A 17,550-nucleotide genomic window follows, 5' to 3' on the forward strand; every position below is an offset into this window, starting at 1 on the left:
TGCGGAAGCCCTTGTCTTATCAGCGAGTTAGTTACTGCTTATTCACCAGTGTTACCGGCGTTCAGCAGATCGGCCAGGCTCTGCTCTGCTTCATCGGCAGAGATTTTCACCGGCTGCTCTGGCTGACGGCGGGCCTGACGCTTCTGATGGTAGGCAAAACCGGTACCAGCCGGTACCAGACGACCCACAATCACGTTCTCTTTCAGACCACGCAGATCGTCTACCTTGCCGGCCACGGCCGCTTCGGTCAGTACGCGGGTGGTTTCCTGGAAAGACGCCGCCGAGATAAAGGACTCGGTGCTCAAAGACGCCTTGGTAATACCCATCAGAACATGACGGTAAGCAATGGTACGCTTGCCTTCGGCTTCCAGAGCACGGTTAGCCTGACGGATGCGAACCACTTCGGCCTGTTCACCAGTGATAAAGTCGGAATCACCGGCGTCCATGATCTCGGCACGACGCAACATCTGACGAACCACGGTTTCAATGTGCTTGTCGTTGATCTTAACGCCCTGCAGACGGTAAACCTCCTGCACCTCGTTAACGATATAGTTCGCTACCGGGCTGATGCCACGCAGACGCAGAATATCGTGCGGAGACTCAGGACCGTCGGCCAGTACTTCGCCCTTCTCAACCTTTTCACCTTCAAACACGTTGAGGTGACGCCACTTCGGAATCATCTCTTCGTAGGCATCGCCTCCTTCCAGCGGCGTGATCACCAGACGGCGCTTGCCTTTGGTTTCCTTGCCGAAGGAAATGGTACCGGAGACTTCGGCCAGAATGGCCGGCTCTTTCGGCTGACGGGCTTCGAACAGATCCGCAACACGCGGCAGACCACCGGTGATGTCCTTGGTACCGCCGGATTCCTGCGGAATACGGGCCACCGCATCACCCACGTTTACCTGAGCACCGTCTTCCAGGCTCACGATGGCGCGGCCGGGCAGGAAGTACATGGCAGACAGGTCGGTGTCGGGAATAAACACGTCCTTGCCGGCGTCGTCCACCAGTTTCACAGTGGGCCGCAGCTCTTTACCGGAGCTGGGACGCTCGTTCACGTCCATCACGACGATGCTGGACAGACCGGTCAGTTCATCGGTCTGACGGCTGATGGTCACGCCGTCGATCATGTCGATAAACTTAACCCGGCCCGCCACTTCGGTAATGATGGGATGAGTGTGCGGATCCCAGTTGGCTACCACCTGACCAGCCTGCACCTGACCGCCGTCCGGCTGCTCCAGCAGGGCACCGTAAGGTACCTTGTGGTTTTCCCGGGTCTGACCCATCTCGTCGATAATGGTCAGCTCGGAAGAGCGGGACACGATAACGGTCTTGCCGTCCATATTGGTAACGGTCTGAGCATTCTGCAGCTTGACGGTACCGCTGTGCTTGATCTGAATGCTGCTTTCCGCCGCTGCCCGCGATGCCGCACCACCAATGTGGAAGGTACGCATGGTCAGCTGAGTACCCGGCTCACCGATGGACTGGGCAGCGATAACACCGACTGCTTCGCCCTGGTTAACCAGATGGCCACGAGCCAGGTCACGACCGTAACAGTGAGCACAGACGCCGTGATCGTTATCACAGGTAATAACGGAGCGTACTTTCACCCGGTCTACCGAGCTGTCTTCCAGCAGGTCACACAGTTTCTCGTCGAGCAGCGTGTTGCGGGCTACCAGAATTTCGCCGTCAGAGGCAGGCTTGATCACGTCTTCCGCAACCACCCGGCCCAACACCCGCTCACGCAGGGGCTCAACCACGTCACCACCTTCAATCAGCGGCATCATCCACAGACCTTCGTGGGTACCACAATCGTCGGTAGTGATCACCAGATCCTGGGCCACGTCGACCAGACGACGGGTCAGGTAACCGGAGTTGGCGGTTTTCAGTGCGGTATCGGCCAGACCCTTACGGGCACCGTGAGTCGAGATGAAGTACTGCAGTACGTTCAGACCTTCACGGAAGTTCGCAATAATCGGCGTTTCAATGATGGAGCCATCCGGCTTGGCCATCAGACCACGCATACCCGCCAGCTGACGGATCTGGGCAGCACTACCCCGGGCGCCGGAGTCGGCCATCATAAAGATACTGTTAAAGGAGTCCTGCAGCTCTTCTTCACCGTCACGGTTAATAACGGCATCTTTCGACAGGTTTTCCATCATCGCCTTGGACACGCGCTCGTTGGCACTGGCCCAGATATCGATAACCTTGTTGTAACGCTCACCGGCGGTGACCAGACCAGACTGGAACTGATCCTGAATCTCGGTTACTTCGGCTTCGGCTTCATCAATGATGTGCTTCTTGGCATCCGGAATCACCATGTCGTTAATGCCGACAGACACACCAGACAGAGTGGCGTAGTGGAAACCGGTATACATCAGCTGGTCGGCGAAAATAACAGAGTCTTTCAGACCCAGCATACGATAGCAGCCGTTCAGCAGACGAGAGATCTGCTTCTTGCCCATGGCCTGATCGATCATGCTAAAAGGCATACCTTTGGGCACGATCAGACTCAGAATGGCCCGGCCAATAGTGGTATCGCGAATCGCCGTTTTTTCTACCAGGGTACCGTCTTCCATTTTTTCAAAGTCGGTAATGCGCACCTTGACCCGGGCATGCAGCTCGGCGTGACCGGCACGGTAAACCTTTTCGGCTTCCTTGGCACTGGTCAGCAGCATACCTTCGCCCTTGGCGTTGATCTTGTCGCGAGTCATGTAATACAGACCCAGTACCACGTCCTGAGACGGAACAATGATCGGCTCGCCGTTGGCGGGAGACAGAATGTTGTTGGTGGACATCATCAGCGCACGGGCTTCGAGCTGGGCTTCCAGGGTCAGCGGCACGTGTACCGCCATCTGGTCACCGTCGAAGTCGGCGTTATAGGCCGCACACACCAGCGGGTGCAGCTGAATGGCCTTACCTTCAATCAGTACCGGCTCAAACGCCTGAATACCCAGACGGTGCAGGGTCGGCGCACGGTTCAGCAGTACCGGATGCTCACGGATCACCTCATCGAGGATATCCCACACCACAGCCTCTTCCCGCTCAACCATTTTCTTGGCCGCCTTGATGGTGGTGGCCAGGCCGCGGGTTTCCAGCTTGCCGTAGATGAAGGGCTTGAACAGCTCCAGCGCCATCTTCTTGGGCAGACCACACTGATGCAGACGCAGGGTCGGACCCACGGTAATAACGGAACGACCGGAGTAGTCGACGCGCTTACCCAGCAGGTTCTGACGGAAACGACCCTGTTTACCCTTGATCATGTCGGCCAGGGACTTCAGCGGGCGCTTGTTGGAGCCGGTGATGGCGCGGCCACGACGGCCGTTATCCAGCAGGGCGTCCACGGACTCCTGCAGCATGCGCTTTTCGTTGCGCACGATAATATCGGGCGCGGCCAGATCCAGCAGGCGCTTCAGACGGTTGTTCCGGTTGATCACCCGGCGGTACAGATCGTTCAGATCGGAGGTCGCAAAGCGGCCACCGTCCAGGGGTACCAGCGGACGCAGATCCGGCGGCAGCACCGGCAGCACTGTCATCACCATCCACTCGGGCTTGTTGCCGGAGAAATGGAAAGCTTCCATCAGCTTCAGGCGCTTGGTGATCTTCTTGCGCTTGGTTTCGGAGTTGGTCTGATCCAGCTCTTCGCGCATGGTGTTGATCTCGCCTTCAAGATCAATATCACGCAGCAAAGACAGCACGGCTTCGGCACCCATCTTGGCGTCGAATTCGTCACCCCACTCTTCCAGCGAGTCCAGATACTGTTCTTCAGACAGCATCTGACCACGCTCCAGGCTGGTCATGCCCGGCTCGATCACTACATAGGACTCAAAATACAGCACCCGCTCGATATCGCGCAGGGTCATGTCCAGCAGCAGGCCGATACGGCTCGGCAGCGACTTCAGGAACCAGATGTGGGCAACCGGGCTGGCCAGCTCAATGTGGCCCATGCGCTCACGGCGCACCTTGGTCTGGGTCACTTCAACGCCGCACTTTTCACAGATCACGCCACGGTGCTTGAGACGCTTGTACTTGCCGCACAAACACTCATAGTCCTTGACCGGACCAAAGATCCGGGCGCAGAAAAGGCCGTCACGCTCCGGCTTGAAGGTACGGTAGTTGATGGTCTCAGGCTTTTTGACTTCGCCAAAGGACCAAGAGCGGATCATGTCGGGCGAGGCCAGACCGATTTTGATACCGTCAAACTCTTCAGTCTTGTTCTGCGCTTTCAAAAACTTAAGCAAGTCTTTCACGTTAGTCTCCTGTGAGGAGTTCTACCTGGGTGCCCCACCCTGTTAACAAGCGAGGGGCACCGTTATTTCCGAGGCAGTCTGATGCCTTAATTTTCTTCCAGCTCGATGTTGATACCCAGGGAGCGGATTTCCTTCAGCAGTACGTTGAAGGACTCGGGCATGCCCGGCTCCATGCGGTGATCGCCGTCCACTATGTTCTTGTACATCTTGGTACGGCCATTTACATCGTCCGACTTGACGGTCAGCATTTCCTGCAAGGTATAGGCGGCACCGTAAGCTTCCAGTGCCCACACTTCCATCTCACCGAAGCGCTGACCACCAAACTGGGCCTTACCGCCCAGCGGCTGCTGGGTGACCAGACTGTAGGAACCGGTAGAACGAGCGTGCATCTTGTCGTCCACCAGGTGGTTCAGCTTCAGCATGTACATATAGCCCACGGTCACCGGACGCTCAAAGGCGTTACCGGTACGGCCGTCGAACAGGCGGATCTGACCGGACTCGGGCAGGTCAGCCAGCTTCAGCAGACGCTTGATTTCATGCTCGCGGGCACCGTCAAACGCCGGCGTGGCAATGGGCATGCCGTTGCGCAGGTTATTGGCCAGTACGCGCACTTCGTCGTCGGAGAAGGTAGACAGATCCACTTTCTGACGAACACCGTCACCCAGATTGTAGACTTCCTGAATGAATTCGCGCAGACGGGCCAGCTCCTGCTGCTCCTTGATCATGCGGTCAATCTTTTCACCGATACCCTTGGCAGCGAGGCCCAGGTGGGTTTCCAGAATCTGACCGATGTTCATCCGCGAGGGTACACCCAGCGGGTTGAGCACGATATCGACCGGACGGCCCTGCTCGTCGTGAGGCATGTCTTCAACCGGGACAATGGTGGATACCACACCCTTGTTACCGTGACGACCAGCCATCTTGTCACCGGGCTGAATGCGACGCTTCACCGCCAGGTAGACTTTAACGATCTTGAGCACGCCCGGTGCCAGGTCATCGCCCTGCGTGATTTTGCGGCGCTTGTTCTCGAACTTCTTGTCGAAGTCGGCCTTCAGCTCGGCGTACTGCTCGGCGATCTGCTCAAGCTCAATCTGCTTGCCTTCGTCGTCCAGGGCCTGCTCCAGCAGTTTTTCGCGGGCCAGTTTGGCGACCTTGTCGGCACTCATGCCGGCCGCAGTCAGCACAGAGCGGGCACGGGCGAAAATGCCGTCTTCCAGAATGCTGAATTCTTCGGTCAGATCTTTCTTGGCCTGCTTGAGCTGCATGTGCTCAATGTCCTGAGCACGCTTGTCCTTCTCGACGCCGTCACGGGTAAAGACCTGAACGTCGATCACGGTACCGTACACAGAGTTGGGCACGCGCAGGGAAGAGTCTTTAACGTCAGACGCCTTCTCACCGAAGATGGCACGCAACAGTTTCTCTTCCGGGGTCAGCTGGGTTTCGCCCTTGGGCGTTACCTTACCTACCAGAATGTCACCGGGCTTCACTTCCGCACCCACATACACAATACCGGACTCATCCAGCTTGTTCAGGGCGGCTTCACCCACGTTGGGAATGTCGGCAGTGATCTCTTCCGGACCCAGTTTGGTGTCGCGGGAGATACAGGACAGTTCCTGCACATGAATGGTGGTCAGGCGATCTTCCATCACCACCCGCTCGCTGAGCAGAATGGAGTCTTCGAAGTTGTAGCCGTTCCAGGGCATAAAGGCCACGCGCAGGTTCTGACCCAGCGCCAGTTCACCCAGGTCGGTAGACGGGCCGTCGGCCAGTACGTCACCGCTGATCACCCGCTCACCCGGCATCACGCAGGGACGCTGGTTAATACAGGTGTTCTGGTTGGAACGGGTGTACTTGGTCAGGTTGTAGATGTCGATACCGGCTTCGCCGGGCAGCATCTCTTCCTCGTTCACCTTCACCACGATGCGGGACGCGTCAACGTAGTCAACCACACCGCCACGCTTGGCCACGGCGGTTACGCCGGAGTCAACGGCCACGGCGCGCTCAATACCGGTACCTACCAGCGGCTTGTCCGCCTTAAGGGTCGGCACGGCCTGACGTTGCATGTTCGAGCCCATCAGTGCCCGGTTGGCGTCATCGTGTTCCAGGAACGGGATCAGTGAAGCAGCCACAGACACAATCTGCTGCGGGCTCACGTCCATATACTGAACCTGATCGGCGTTCATGTAAGTGGCTTCGCCCTTGTGACGGGACGGTACCAGCTCATCAAGCAGACGACCTTCTTCATCGATGGCGGCGTTGGCCTGGGCGATCACGAAGTGACCTTCCTCGATGGCAGACAGGTAATCCACTTCATCGGTGATTCGACCATCCACTACCCGGCGGTACGGAGTCTCGAGGAAACCGTACTCGTTGGTGCGGGAGTAGCAGGACAGCGAGTTGATCAGACCGATGTTCGGGCCTTCAGGGGTCTCGATGGGGCACAGACGACCATAGTGGGTCGGGTGTACGTCCCGCACCTCAAAGCCGGCGCGCTCACGGGTCAGACCGCCCGGGCCCAGAGCCGAAATACGACGCTTGTGAGTCACTTCGGACAGCGGGTTGTTCTGATCCATAAACTGGGACAACTGGCTGGAACCGAAGAATTCCTTCACCGCGGCGCTGATCGGCTTGGCGTTGATCAGATCCTGCGGCATCAGGGTATCCAGATCGCCCAGAGACAGACGCTCTTTCACTGCGCGCTCAACACGAACCAGACCTACACGGAACTGGTTTTCGGCCATTTCGCCCACGGAGCGAATGCGGCGGTTACCCAGGTGATCGATATCGTCGACTTCGTCGTTACCGTTACGAATGGCGATCAGCTGCTTCATGACGTCGACAATGTCGGACTTGGTCAGGGTACCCGGACCATTCAGCTCTTCACGCAGCAAACGACGGTTGAACTTCATGCGGCCAACGGTAGACAGATCATAACGATCATCGCTGAAGAACAGGTTTTCGAACAGGGTCTCGGCGGCTTCGCGGGTGGGCGGCTCGCCCGGACGCATCATGCGATAGATTTCCACCAGCGCTTCAAGGCGGTTGGTGGCGGAATCGATACGCAGGGTCTCGGACATGTAAGCGCCGTGATCCAGTTCGTTGGTGAACAGGGTCTCGAACTGCTTGATGCCGGCCACAGACAGATTGGCCATGGTTTCCAGGCTAAGCTCGCTGTTGGCAGCCACAATCACTTCGCCGGTATCGGCGTTGATGTAATCCTTAGCGGCCACTTTACCAACGGCATATTCAACCGGTACTTCCAGCTGCTCAACGCCGGCTTTTTCCAGCTGACGAATATGGCGTGCAGTAATGCGACGACCGGTTTCCACCAGTACTTCGCCGTCAACCATAATGTCAAAGGAAGCCGTATCGCCCCGCAGACGCTCGGGCTTAAGCTCCATCATCAGCTTGCCGTCGATCACTTCAAAACGGGTAGTTTCAAAGAAGGTCGACAGTATGTCTTCAGTGGTGAAGTCCAGGGCACGCAGAATAATAGACGCCGGCAGCTTGCGGCGACGGTCAATCCGGACAAACAGGTTGTCTTTAGGATCGAATTCAAAATCGAGCCAGGAACCACGGTAAGGGATCACGCGGGCGTTATACAGGACCTTACCGGAGGAGTGGGTCTTGCCGCGATCGTGATCGAAAAACACACCCGGGCTGCGGTGCAGCTGGGAGACGATTACCCGCTCGGTACCGTTAATAACAAAGGTACCGTTCTCAGTCATGAGCGGGATTTCGCCCATGTAGACTTCTTGCTCTTTGATGTCCTTGACAGTACCGGCCGCAGCCTCTCTGTCGTACAGGACCATACGCAACTTGACGCGCAACGGCGCCGAGTAGGTCACGCCACGGATTTGACATTCCTGCACGTCAAATACGGGCTCACCCAGACGATAGCTGACATACTGCAGCTCGGCAGTGCCAGAATAGCTAGTGATAGGGAAAACGCTGCGGAAAGCCGCTTCCAGACCGTACTCGCCCTGAGGATCTGCTTCAATAAACTGTTTGAAGGAGTCAAGCTGGATTGACAGCAGGTAAGGCGTGTCCAAGACCTGGTCACGCTTACCGAAGTCCTTACGAATGCGTTTTTTCTCTGTATAAGAGTAAACCATAGGGTTCCTCAGCTCGCTGATAAGTGACCCACTCTGCCCAAATGGGACAGCTCTGATAACATCGTTTCTTATTGGCCGAATGTCTCGACAACACTCGGTGGCTGGAACAACGAGAGGCTAAAACGAGGTGAAAATTCCTCTCATCCCACAGCGCAAAAGGGCCGGTGAATAAAGATTCACCAGCCCTAGCCCGATTGCTCAGGCCGCTAAGCTATAGTCTAGCTTATTTGAGCTCAACAGAAGCACCGGCTTCTTCGAGTTCTTTCTTCAGAGCTTCGGCTTCGCCTTTGCTCAGAGCTTCTTTGATCGCAGCCGGGGCGGACTCAACCAGACCTTTGGCTTCTTTCAGGCCCAGGCCGGTAGCACCACGAACGGCTTTGATAACGGCAACTTTGTTAGCGCCGGCACCGGTCAGGATTACGTCGAACTCGGTCTGCTCTTCAGCAGCAGCAGCACCGGCGTCGCCAGCTACAGCAACAGCAGCAGCGGCAGAAACGCCGAACTTCTCTTCCATAGCTTCGATCAGTTCAACAACCTGCATTACAGACATTTCTGCAACGGCTTCGATGATTTGGTCTTTAGTGATAGACATGACTCAAATTCCTAATGTTCTGAAGTATACGGTAATCAAGCAGCCAAACGCGCCTTAGGCGGCTTCGGCTTCTTTCTTGTCGCGCAGGGCAGCAAAGGTACGAACCAGCTTGCCAGCGGAGGCTTCTTTCATGGTCGCCATCAGCTTCGCAATTGCTTCGTCGTAAGTCGGCAGCGTGGCGAGGCGGTCAATGTCGGCCGCAGGGATAAATTCGCCCTCGAAAGCCAGACCTTTCACCTCAAACTCTTTCTGTTCTTTAGCAAAATCTTTGAACAGACGAGCAGCCGCACCGGGATGCTCGTTAGAGAATGCGATCAAAGTAGGACCAACGAATACGTCTTTCAGACATTCGTAGCTGGTCTCTTCCACTGCCAGGCGAGCCAGAGTGTTACGGACTACCTTAAGGTAGATACCGTTTTCACGGGCTTGCTTGCGCAGAGTGGTCATGGCAGCCACAGTTACGCCGCGAGAATCGGCAACAACTGCAGACAGGGCGCCCTTGGCAGCTTCGTTGACTTCAGCAACAATTGCTTTTTTGTCGTCGAGTCTTAATGCCATTGGCTAAACTCCTGGATTCCACCTGGGAAATTCCCAGATTAAACACACGCCTCTGTTCAGAGGCACCAAGGTGGCGAATTCCAGAAGAAAGGAAAATTTTTCTGCTTTCTAACTGGGTCCCGGCACCATCTACGCTGGAACATTAAGCCTTACGGCTCCAGCGGTCTTGGACGGGAGTCGAAGCCCCCAACCAAATAACAAGGCGCAAGATCTTACGAAAAACCCCGCGCCTTGTAAATGCTTAATTAAGCGTCAAGACCAGCCTGATCAACAGTCAGGCCTGCACCCATGGTGGTGGACAGGCTGACTTTCTTGATGTACTGGCCTTTGGAAGAGGCCGGCTTGGCACGCTTCAGCGCACCCAGCAGGGCTTCCAGGTTGCCTTTCAGCTGTTCAGCGTCAAAGTCAGCCTTGCCGATGGTGGTATGGATGATACCGTTCTTGTCGTTACGGTAGCGCACCTGACCCGCCTTGGCATTTTGCACGGCTTCGGCAACGTTCGGGGTTACTGTGCCAACCTTGGGGTTAGGCATCAGGCCGCGCGGACCAAGGATCTGGCCCAGCATACCCACAACGCGCATGGCGTCGGGAGACGCGATAACCACGTCGAAGTTCAGCTCACCGGCTTTAACTTGCTCGGCTAGGTCTTCCATGCCCACCAGGTCAGCACCGGCAGCCTTGGCGGCCTCGGCGTTGGCACCCTGAGTGAACACGGCAACGCGTACGTCACGACCGGTGCCGTGGGGCAGTACAGTGGCGCCACGAACGTTCTGGTCGGATTTACGAGCGTCGATGCCCAGGTTAACGGCAACGTCGATGCTTTCAACAAACTTGGCAGTGGCCAGTTCTTTCAGCAGAGCGATGGCTTCATTGATTTCGTACTCGCGAGTGGCATCTACACGCTCACGGATGGTACGCATACGCTTGGTCAGTTTAGCCATTGTCTCAGCCCTCCACTACCAGGCCCATGGAACGGGCAGAACCTTCGAGGCAACGCACGCGGGCGTCAACGTCAGCACCGGTCATGTCCGGCGCTTTGATGCCGGCAATTTCTTCCAACTGAGCGCGGGTCAGAGTACCAACCTTGTTCTTGTTCGGTTCACCGGAACCGGATTTAACACCAGCAGCTTTCTTCAGCAGGAAGGCAGCAGGAGGAGTCTTGGTTTCAAAGGTGAAGGAACGGTCGCTGTATACGGTGATAACAACCGGGATCGGAGAACCCTTTTCCAGGCTTTCTGTACGGGCGTTGAACGCTTTACAGAATTCCATGATGTTAACACCGTGCTGACCCAGAGCAGGACCTACGGGCGGGCTCGGGTTAGCTGCACCAGCTGCAACCTGCAGCTTGATGTACGCTTGTACTTTTTTAGCCATTGATAATTACCTCAAAAATGGGTGTTAGCGCCTCGGAGCAATACTCCTCTAACGGCTCCCCAACAATAAAAGGGCGGCAAATTGTAGTGCAATTTGCCGCCCTTCTCAAGAGCTTCGCTCGAATTATGCTCAGGTTTTTTCGACCTGACCGAACTCCAGATCCACCGGGGTAGAGCGGCCAAAAATAAGCACAGACACTTTCAGGCGGCTTTTTTCGTAATCCACTTCTTCCACCACGCCGTTGAAGTCGGCAAAGGGACCGTCGGACACCCGCACCACTTCGCCGGGCTCGAACAGGGTTTTCGGTTTCGGCTTGTCTACCGCATCCTGCAAACGGTTCAGGATAGCATCGGCTTCCTTGTCGGAAATCGGCGCCGGACGCTCGGGCGTGCCGCCGATAAAGCCCATAACACGAGGAATGCTGCGCACCAGGTGCCAGGTGCCATCATTCATCTGCATCTGCACCAGCACATAACCGGGAAAGAATTTGCGCTCACTCTTGCGCTTCTGGCCGGCACGGATTTCCACTACTTCTTCAGTGGGCACCAGCACTTCGCCAAACTGATCTTCCATGCCGTGCATCTTGATATGTTCACGCAGCGACTTGGCTACACGGCCTTCATATCCGGAAAACGCCTGGACCACATACCAACGCATTCTTTGTTCTGACATGGTGAATCCTTATACTCCGGTAACCAGGTTGACCAGCCATACCAGCAGGCCATCCAGCAAAAACAGAAACAGGCCCACCAAAGCGGTCACGGCCAGTACAATAAGTGTGGTCTGAATGCCTTCCTGGCGGGTGGGCCAGACAACCTTGCGCATTTCAAGGCGCGACTCACGGGCAAAGGCAAAACTGCTCTGGCCCTTTTTGGTCTGGTATGCCAGCAGACCGGCAATACCAACAGCCACCACCACACCGGCAGCACGAATATAGACCGCCTGCTCACTGTAGTAATAATTGCCGACCACGGCCGCAATCAGAATAATGAAAACCAGACCCCACAGCAGGGTATCTTTTGCCCCGCCCTGGCTCTCGGTATTTGCACTCATAAGCTACCTGTCTAAATATTCCGAGTCTGTTACAGACGCAAAAACCCCGCCGACGGCGAGGTAAGTGGCAGGGGCGGAGGGACTCGAACCCCCAACCGTCGGTTTTGGAGACCGCCGTTCTACCAATTGGAACTACGCCCCTAATACAACAAAGCCCCTATTATAGGGGCTTTGTGACGCGATTGTAAGCGCTATTACTCGATGATTTTGGCTACTACACCAGCACCAACGGTACGGCCACCTTCACGGATAGCGAAACGCAGACCTTCTTCCATCGCGATGGGAGCAATCAGGTTTACGTCCATCTTGATGTTGTCGCCGGGCATAACCATTTCAACGCCTTCCGGCAGTTCAATGGTACCGGTCACGTCAGTAGTACGGAAGTAGAACTGAGGACGGTAGCCTTTGAAGAACGGAGTGTGACGGCCGCCTTCATCTTTGGACAGTACATACACTTCGGACTCAAAACGAGTGTGCGGAGTGATGGAGCCCGGCTTGGCCAGTACCTGACCACGCTCAACGTCTTCACGCTTGGTACCACGCAGCAGAACACCTACGTTCTCACCGGCACGGCCTTCGTCCAGCAGTTTGCGGAACATTTCAACACCGGTACAGGTGGTCTTGGTGGTATCTTTGATACCAACGATTTCGATTTCTTCACCAACCTTAACGATACCGCGCTCTACACGGCCGGTAACCACGGTACCACGACCCTGGATGGAGAATACGTCTTCAATCGGCAGCAGGAAAGCACCGTCAACAGCACGCTCAGGATCCGGAATGTAAGAATCCAGGGCGTCGGCCAGTTCCAGAATTTTTTCTTCCCACTGAGGATCACCTTCCAGGCCTTTCAGAGCGGAGCCCTGAATAACCGGCGTGTCGTCGCCCGGGAAGTCATACTCGGACAGCAGCTCACGCACTTCCATTTCTACCAGCTCGAGCAGCTCTTCATCGTCAACCATGTCACATTTGTTCATGAATACAACGATGTAAGGTACACCTACCTGGCGGGCCAGCAGGATGTGCTCACGGGTTTGCGGCATGGGGCCGTCGGTAGCAGCTACTACCAGGATAGCGCCGTCCATCTGAGCAGCACCGGTGATCATGTTTTTCACGTAGTCAGCGTGACCGGGGCAGTCAACGTGAGCGTAGTGACGAGCTTCGGTGTCGTACTCAACGTGAGAAGCGGCGATGGTGATACCACGGGCCTTTTCTTCCGGTGCGTTATCGATCTGATCGTAACCACGGGCAGAGCCACCCATTTTTTTGGCCAGAACAGTAGTAATGGCAGCGGTCAGAGTGGTTTTACCGTGGTCAACGTGGCCGATGGTACCAACGTTAACGTGCGGTTTCGTACGTTCAAATTTTTCTTTAGACATGCTCGTCCCTCTAACTGGTTGGGTGGTGAGCTATACCACGCGAATCACAAGCAGGAAGTATATAACAAAAAAGGCCTGAGGGTGTTGTAGTAAAGAAGTGGTGCTGATACCCAGAATCGAACTGGGGACCTCACCCTTACCAAGGGTGCGCTCTACCATCTGAGCTATATCAGCACTGGAGCGGGCAGCGGGAATCGAACCCGCATCATCAGCTTGGAAGGCTGAGGTAATAGCCATTATACGATGCCCGCGGGGGTCTTTACTTGAACGACCTCAAACCGCTTTTTAATGCCCGTCTCGGGACGAACACTGGAACTTGGTGGAGGGAGCTGGATTCGAACCAGCGAAGGCGGAGCCGTCAGATTTACAGTCTGATCCCTTTGGCCACTCGGGAACCCCTCCAGATTTTAAATGGTGCCGGCAGAAGGAGTCGAACCCTCGACCTACTGATTACAAGTCAGTTGCTCTACCAACTGAGCTATGCCGGCACACGAGCGGGACGAACTATAGGGCATGGCCATGCCTGTATGCAATACCCTTTTGCAAAGTTTTTATAAGGGCCGGAACCGTTCGGGCAAAAAAACATCAGAAGCTGCGCTTTCACTGCTCATCTGTTATATCCGCGTTAATGAGAGCGGGTGCACATAACCACCACCAACGGACTCGTTGTTGCCTTGTTGTACCCGATAGCTTTGGTGTATGGTCGAGCGGCGACTCACAGGACAACCCTTGATGAAGACAGATACCCATTCTCCATACCTGACCTTTTCCCGCCAAACCTGGTCAGAACTGCGCGAGTCCGTGCAACAGCCGTTAAGCGAAGATGAACTGATGCGTCTGCGCAGCATGAACGATCGTATTTCACTGGCTGAGGTCAGAGACATTTATCTGCCGCTGTCACGCCTGCTTAATCTGTATATAAAAGCAAAGCAGCGTCGCTGCAAGGTACTGGATCAGTTTCTGGGCAATGAACACCAGCGCGCACCTTATATCATCAGTGTGGCGGGTTCGGTGGCGGTGGGCAAAAGTACTACTTCCCGTATTCTGCAGGCCCTGCTGGAACGCTGGCCCCAGCATCCGCGGGTGACGCTGGTCACCACGGACGGCTTTCTTTACCCTAATGCCGAGCTGGAACGACGCGGGCTGATGAAAAAAAAGGGCTTTCCCCAGTCTTACGATATGCGCCGGCTGGTACAATTTGTATCGGATATCAAATCCGGCAAGCAGGATGTACGGGCTCCCGTCTATTCTCACCTGTCCTACGACATAGTGCCCGGTGAAACCGTGGCCGTAGAACAGGCCGACATTGTGATTCTTGAAGGCCTGAATGTGCTGCAAAGCGGCATGGATTACCCCCATGATCCCCACCGCGTGTTTGTTTCGGACTTTGTCGATTTCTCCGTTTATGTGGATGCCGACGAGCGGCTGCTGAAAACCTGGTATGTGGAGCGTTTTCTCAAGCTGCGATCCGGTGCCTTTGCCGATCCCGACTCTTACTTTCATCACTATGCCCGTCTCAGCGAAGAAGAAGCGGTAGCTACCGCCAGCCGTATCTGGCAGGAGATCAACTACAAGAACCTCAAGCAGAATATATTACCCACCCGGGACAGAGCCGAGCTGATCCTGACCAAAGGGCATCATCACCAGATAGAACAGATACGACTCAAAAAGTAATGAGTCAGCCTGCGCTTTTCACCCAAGCCGCATGCCGCACTGAGCTATGCTTCAGACAGTATAAAAAATAACCAAAGGGGTTTTTATGGGGTTCTTAAGCTGGATTATCTTCGGGTTAATTACCGGCTTTCTGGCCAAATGGATAATGCCGGGCCGGGACGGTGGCGGCTTTATCATGACCACGCTGCTGGGAGTGGCGGGCGCATTTGTTGGTGGCTGGATCGGTGTACAGCTGGGCTTTGGCAGCGTGACCGGCTTTAACCCGGGAAGTATTATTACCGCCGTTATCGGTGCGCTGTTTTTGCTGTTTGTCTACCGGCTGATCAGCCGCTCCTGATGCCTGTACATTAAATTCGCCGAAGCCGGTCTGGGTTTGGCACAATCTTTTTTCATTTGTTCAGCCAGGAAATCACTCATGCAGGCACCCAAAGTCGGCGTTATCGCCGTAGTCTGGCATCAGCAGCAGGTACTGCTGGTGCAACGTAAACACGCGCCCCATGCCGGCCACTGGGGTTTTCCCGGCGGCAAACTGGAATGGGGTGAAACCATGAGCGCAGGGGCCGCCCGTGAATTACAGGAAGAAACCGGTGTCATCGCCCGCATGGACGCGCCCTTTGCCTGCTACGACGTGCTGGCCGAAGAAGCCGGTGAACTGGCTCATCATTATGTGATGGTGGCAGTGCGCGGCCACTATCAGAGCGGTACTCCGGTGGCCGATGACGACGCCGAGGCCGTGGCCTGGTTCAGCCCCAACGCCCTGCCCTCTCCTCTATGTCCAAACCTTGCAGAAATCATCACCCGCTCACAAAAAGCCTGAGCATTAATCATGGCAGTTGCCTTTAACAAGCCCTGTTGCTGCTCTATGATTGAGCGCCTGCCTTCGCCGGGGTCCGGCCCGGTACTTTTCCGCGATAACGCCGGCCGGCTTTGTGACAACCACACTGGCTGGTTGCCGTTACGGCACACCGGCGTGCAGCTCTCTTTGCGCCATGACAAACGCAATCATCGGCACAGTCTTGCCAAGCAGGCGTGTCGGTACTTTTAGTTGTAGTACCCATTAGATACAGAGGAAATAATGAGCGAAAATACCAACCTTAAGCTGGAGAATGACACAGAAGGAATTCGCATTGAAAAGGATTCTCTTGGAGAACAGCGGGTTCCGGTAAATGCCTGGTATGGTGCCCAGACCCAACGCGCCAAACAGAACTTTGATATCACCGGTGTTCCCATCAGCCACTTTCCCGAACTCATCCGCGCGCTGGCCATGGTCAAGGCCGCCGCCGCCCGTGCCAACCATCGTCTGGGCCTGCTCAGCAACGAAAAAGCCGATGCCATTCAGGCCGCCTGCTCCCAGCTGCTGCGGGGCGAGCATCACGATGCCTTTATTGTTGACCTTATTCAGGGAGGTGCCGGCACCTCAACCAACATGAACGCCAACGAGGTCATCGCCAATCTGGGCCTGGCCAGACTGGGTTTTGACAAAGGCGACTATCAGCACCTGCATCCCAATAACGATGTAAACCGCTCCCAGTCCACCAACGACGTTTACCCCACTGCATCCCGCCTGGCCATTGTAGAAGCCGCTCAGGGCCTGAAGCTGGCGGTAAAAGAGCTGCAGCACAGCCTGGCCGCCAAAGGCGCAGAGTTTGCCGATGTGCTCAAAATGGGCCGCACTCAGATGCAGGACGCCGTGCCCATGACTCTGGGTCAGGAGTTTGACGCTTTTGCCTATAATCTGGGGGAAGAAGAAGCCCGCATCAACGCCGCCTGTGCTTTGTTGTGCGAAGTGAACCTGGGCGGTACCGCCATTGGCACCGGCATTAATGCTCCTGCCGGCTATGGCGAGATTGCCGTGACCGAACTGGCCGACATCAGCGGTCTGCCTGTCAGTCAGGCGGGCAACCTGATGGAAGCCAGTTACGACATGGGGGCTTTTGTTACCTTCTCCAGCACGCTCAAGCGCCTGGCAGTAAAACTGTCCAAGCTCAGTAACGATTTGCGTCTGCTGTCCAGCGGCCCGCGCACCGGCTTTAATGAAATTGATCTGCCCGCCATGCAGCCCGGCTCTTCCATTATGCCCGGCAAGGTCAACCCGGTGATCCCCGAGGCCATGACTCAGACCGCCTTTCAGGTGATTGGCACCGACACCACCATTACCCTGGCAGCCGAGGCCGGTCAGCTTCAGCTCAATGCCATGGAACCGCTGATCATCTACAACCTGCTCAATAACTGCCGGATTCTGAGCAAATCCATTCGCATGCTGGATCAGCTGTGTATTCGCGGCATCGCCGCCAACCGCGAACAGTGTGATCGCCACGTGCAGCAGAGCATCGGCATTGTTACCGCTCTGGTACCGCATATCGGCTATGACAACGCCAGCCGCATTGCCGGCAAGGCCCTGCTCACCGGCAAGGGCGTGGCCGAGCTGGTACAGGAAGAACAGCTGCTGAGCGACGATCAGCTGGCTGAAATACTGTCACCGCAAAATATGGTGCGCCAGCAGGGCTGAACAGCCTGTGTGAACCAAGCGTGATAATGCCGGGCAAAGCCCGGCATTT

At 55.8% G+C, this 17,550-nt stretch carries 13 protein-coding genes and 5 tRNA genes; 4 read left to right on the forward strand and 14 right to left on the reverse strand.

The features are described from left to right. Window positions 1-38 precede the first annotated feature (38 nt). The 14 genes from rpoC to G364_RS0107220 all read right to left on the reverse strand — a co-directional run bounded on the left by rpoC (window position 39) and on the right by G364_RS0107220 (window position 13,806). On the reverse strand, window positions 39-4,247 hold the full coding sequence (gene rpoC / locus G364_RS0107155; RefSeq protein WP_019934466.1) for a DNA-directed RNA polymerase subunit beta': 4,209 nt from the start codon (window positions 4,245-4,247) through the stop codon (window positions 39-41). Between the two features lie 86 nt (window positions 4,248-4,333). Continuing rightward, the gene (gene rpoB / locus G364_RS0107160) at window positions 4,334-8,362 is read right to left on the reverse strand and encodes a DNA-directed RNA polymerase subunit beta (RefSeq protein WP_019934467.1); all 4,029 of its coding nucleotides are present in this window, start codon (window positions 8,360-8,362) and stop codon (window positions 4,334-4,336) included. A 223-nt stretch (window positions 8,363-8,585) separates the two neighbouring features. Then, window positions 8,586-8,954: a 50S ribosomal protein L7/L12 gene (gene rplL / locus G364_RS0107165; RefSeq protein WP_019934468.1), complete on the reverse strand. Its 369-nt coding sequence runs from the start codon at window positions 8,952-8,954 to the stop codon at window positions 8,586-8,588. 54 nt (window positions 8,955-9,008) lie between these two features. Continuing rightward, entirely contained in the window at window positions 9,009-9,512 is a 504-nt protein-coding gene (gene rplJ, locus G364_RS0107170; RefSeq protein ID WP_019934469.1) for a 50S ribosomal protein L10, read from the reverse strand. 245 nt (window positions 9,513-9,757) lie between these two features. Continuing rightward, window positions 9,758-10,453 carry a 50S ribosomal protein L1 gene (gene rplA / locus G364_RS0107175; RefSeq protein WP_019934470.1) on the reverse strand — a complete coding sequence of 232 codons (696 nt, stop codon included), beginning with the start codon at window positions 10,451-10,453 and terminating at the stop codon, window positions 9,758-9,760. Window positions 10,454-10,457: 4 nt separating this feature from the next. After that, on the reverse strand, window positions 10,458-10,886 hold the full coding sequence (rplK, locus tag G364_RS0107180) for a 50S ribosomal protein L11 (RefSeq protein WP_019934471.1): 429 nt from the start codon (window positions 10,884-10,886) through the stop codon (window positions 10,458-10,460). A 129-nt stretch (window positions 10,887-11,015) separates the two neighbouring features. Then, window positions 11,016-11,558 (reverse strand): transcription termination/antitermination protein NusG, encoded by a 543-nt coding sequence (gene nusG, locus G364_RS0107185; RefSeq protein WP_019934472.1) that lies wholly within the window; start codon window positions 11,556-11,558, stop codon window positions 11,016-11,018. Window positions 11,559-11,567: 9 nt separating this feature from the next. Continuing rightward, window positions 11,568-11,939, reverse strand: coding sequence for a preprotein translocase subunit SecE (gene secE / locus G364_RS0107190; protein WP_019934473.1), 372 nt, complete (start codon window positions 11,937-11,939; stop codon window positions 11,568-11,570). 65 nt (window positions 11,940-12,004) lie between these two features. Next, a tRNA-Trp gene (locus G364_RS0107195) sits at window positions 12,005-12,081 on the reverse strand. A gap of 52 nt (window positions 12,082-12,133) precedes the next feature. Next, window positions 12,134-13,318 (reverse strand): elongation factor Tu, encoded by a 1,185-nt coding sequence (gene tuf / locus G364_RS0107200; RefSeq protein WP_019934474.1) that lies wholly within the window; start codon window positions 13,316-13,318, stop codon window positions 12,134-12,136. Between the two features lie 98 nt (window positions 13,319-13,416). Continuing rightward, window positions 13,417-13,492: transfer RNA gene (locus G364_RS0107205), tRNA-Thr, on the reverse strand. A 2-nt stretch (window positions 13,493-13,494) separates the two neighbouring features. Beyond that, window positions 13,495-13,569: transfer RNA gene (locus G364_RS0107210), tRNA-Gly, on the reverse strand. Window positions 13,570-13,635: 66 nt separating this feature from the next. Next, window positions 13,636-13,720: transfer RNA gene (locus G364_RS0107215), tRNA-Tyr, on the reverse strand. A gap of 10 nt (window positions 13,721-13,730) precedes the next feature. Next, window positions 13,731-13,806 (reverse strand) — tRNA-Thr (locus tag G364_RS0107220). A 244-nt stretch (window positions 13,807-14,050) separates the two neighbouring features. Between G364_RS0107220 and coaA the strand changes: the two genes are divergently transcribed. The 4 genes from coaA (at window position 14,051) to G364_RS0107240 (ending at window position 17,501) form a co-directional block, all read left to right on the forward strand. After that, window positions 14,051-14,992, forward strand: a complete 942-nt coding sequence (gene coaA / locus G364_RS0107225; protein WP_019934475.1) for a type I pantothenate kinase — start codon at window positions 14,051-14,053, stop codon at window positions 14,990-14,992. A gap of 85 nt (window positions 14,993-15,077) precedes the next feature. Continuing rightward, entirely contained in the window at window positions 15,078-15,329 is a 252-nt protein-coding gene (locus tag G364_RS0107230) for a GlsB/YeaQ/YmgE family stress response membrane protein (RefSeq protein WP_019934476.1), read from the forward strand. Between the two features lie 78 nt (window positions 15,330-15,407). Further along, window positions 15,408-15,809: an NUDIX hydrolase gene (locus tag G364_RS16430; protein ID WP_019934477.1), complete on the forward strand. Its 402-nt coding sequence runs from the start codon at window positions 15,408-15,410 to the stop codon at window positions 15,807-15,809. Between the two features lie 258 nt (window positions 15,810-16,067). Further along, the gene (locus G364_RS0107240) at window positions 16,068-17,501 is read left to right on the forward strand and encodes an aspartate ammonia-lyase (protein ID WP_019934478.1); all 1,434 of its coding nucleotides are present in this window, start codon (window positions 16,068-16,070) and stop codon (window positions 17,499-17,501) included. Window positions 17,502-17,550 lie beyond the last annotated feature (49 nt).

It is taken from the genome of Oceanimonas smirnovii ATCC BAA-899 (assembly GCF_000381965.1).
GTDB lineage: Bacteria > Pseudomonadota > Gammaproteobacteria > Enterobacterales > Aeromonadaceae > Oceanimonas > Oceanimonas smirnovii.

Excerpts from the sequence above, each read along its gene's own strand:
- rplK (WP_019934471.1), bottom strand. The coding sequence starts at position 10,886 with ATGGCTAAAAAAGTACAAGCGTACATCAAGCTGCAGGTTGCAGCTGGT.
- coaA (WP_019934475.1), top strand. The coding sequence starts at position 14,051 with ATGAAGACAGATACCCATTCTCCATACCTGACCTTTTCCCGCCAAACC.
- secE (WP_019934473.1), bottom strand. The coding sequence starts at position 11,939 with ATGAGTGCAAATACCGAGAGCCAGGGCGGGGCAAAAGATACCCTGCTG.
- rplJ (WP_019934469.1), bottom strand. The coding sequence starts at position 9,512 with ATGGCATTAAGACTCGACGACAAAAAAGCAATTGTTGCTGAAGTCAAC.
- rpoB (WP_019934467.1), bottom strand. The coding sequence starts at position 8,362 with ATGGTTTACTCTTATACAGAGAAAAAACGCATTCGTAAGGACTTCGGT.
- G364_RS16430 (WP_019934477.1), top strand. The coding sequence starts at position 15,408 with ATGCAGGCACCCAAAGTCGGCGTTATCGCCGTAGTCTGGCATCAGCAG.
- nusG (WP_019934472.1), bottom strand. The coding sequence starts at position 11,558 with ATGTCAGAACAAAGAATGCGTTGGTATGTGGTCCAGGCGTTTTCCGGA.
- rplL (WP_019934468.1), bottom strand. The coding sequence starts at position 8,954 with ATGTCTATCACTAAAGACCAAATCATCGAAGCCGTTGCAGAAATGTCT.
- G364_RS0107240 (WP_019934478.1), top strand. The coding sequence starts at position 16,068 with ATGAGCGAAAATACCAACCTTAAGCTGGAGAATGACACAGAAGGAATT.
- rplA (WP_019934470.1), bottom strand. The coding sequence starts at position 10,453 with ATGGCTAAACTGACCAAGCGTATGCGTACCATCCGTGAGCGTGTAGAT.
- G364_RS0107230 (WP_019934476.1), top strand. The coding sequence starts at position 15,078 with ATGGGGTTCTTAAGCTGGATTATCTTCGGGTTAATTACCGGCTTTCTG.
- tuf (WP_019934474.1), bottom strand. The coding sequence starts at position 13,318 with ATGTCTAAAGAAAAATTTGAACGTACGAAACCGCACGTTAACGTTGGT.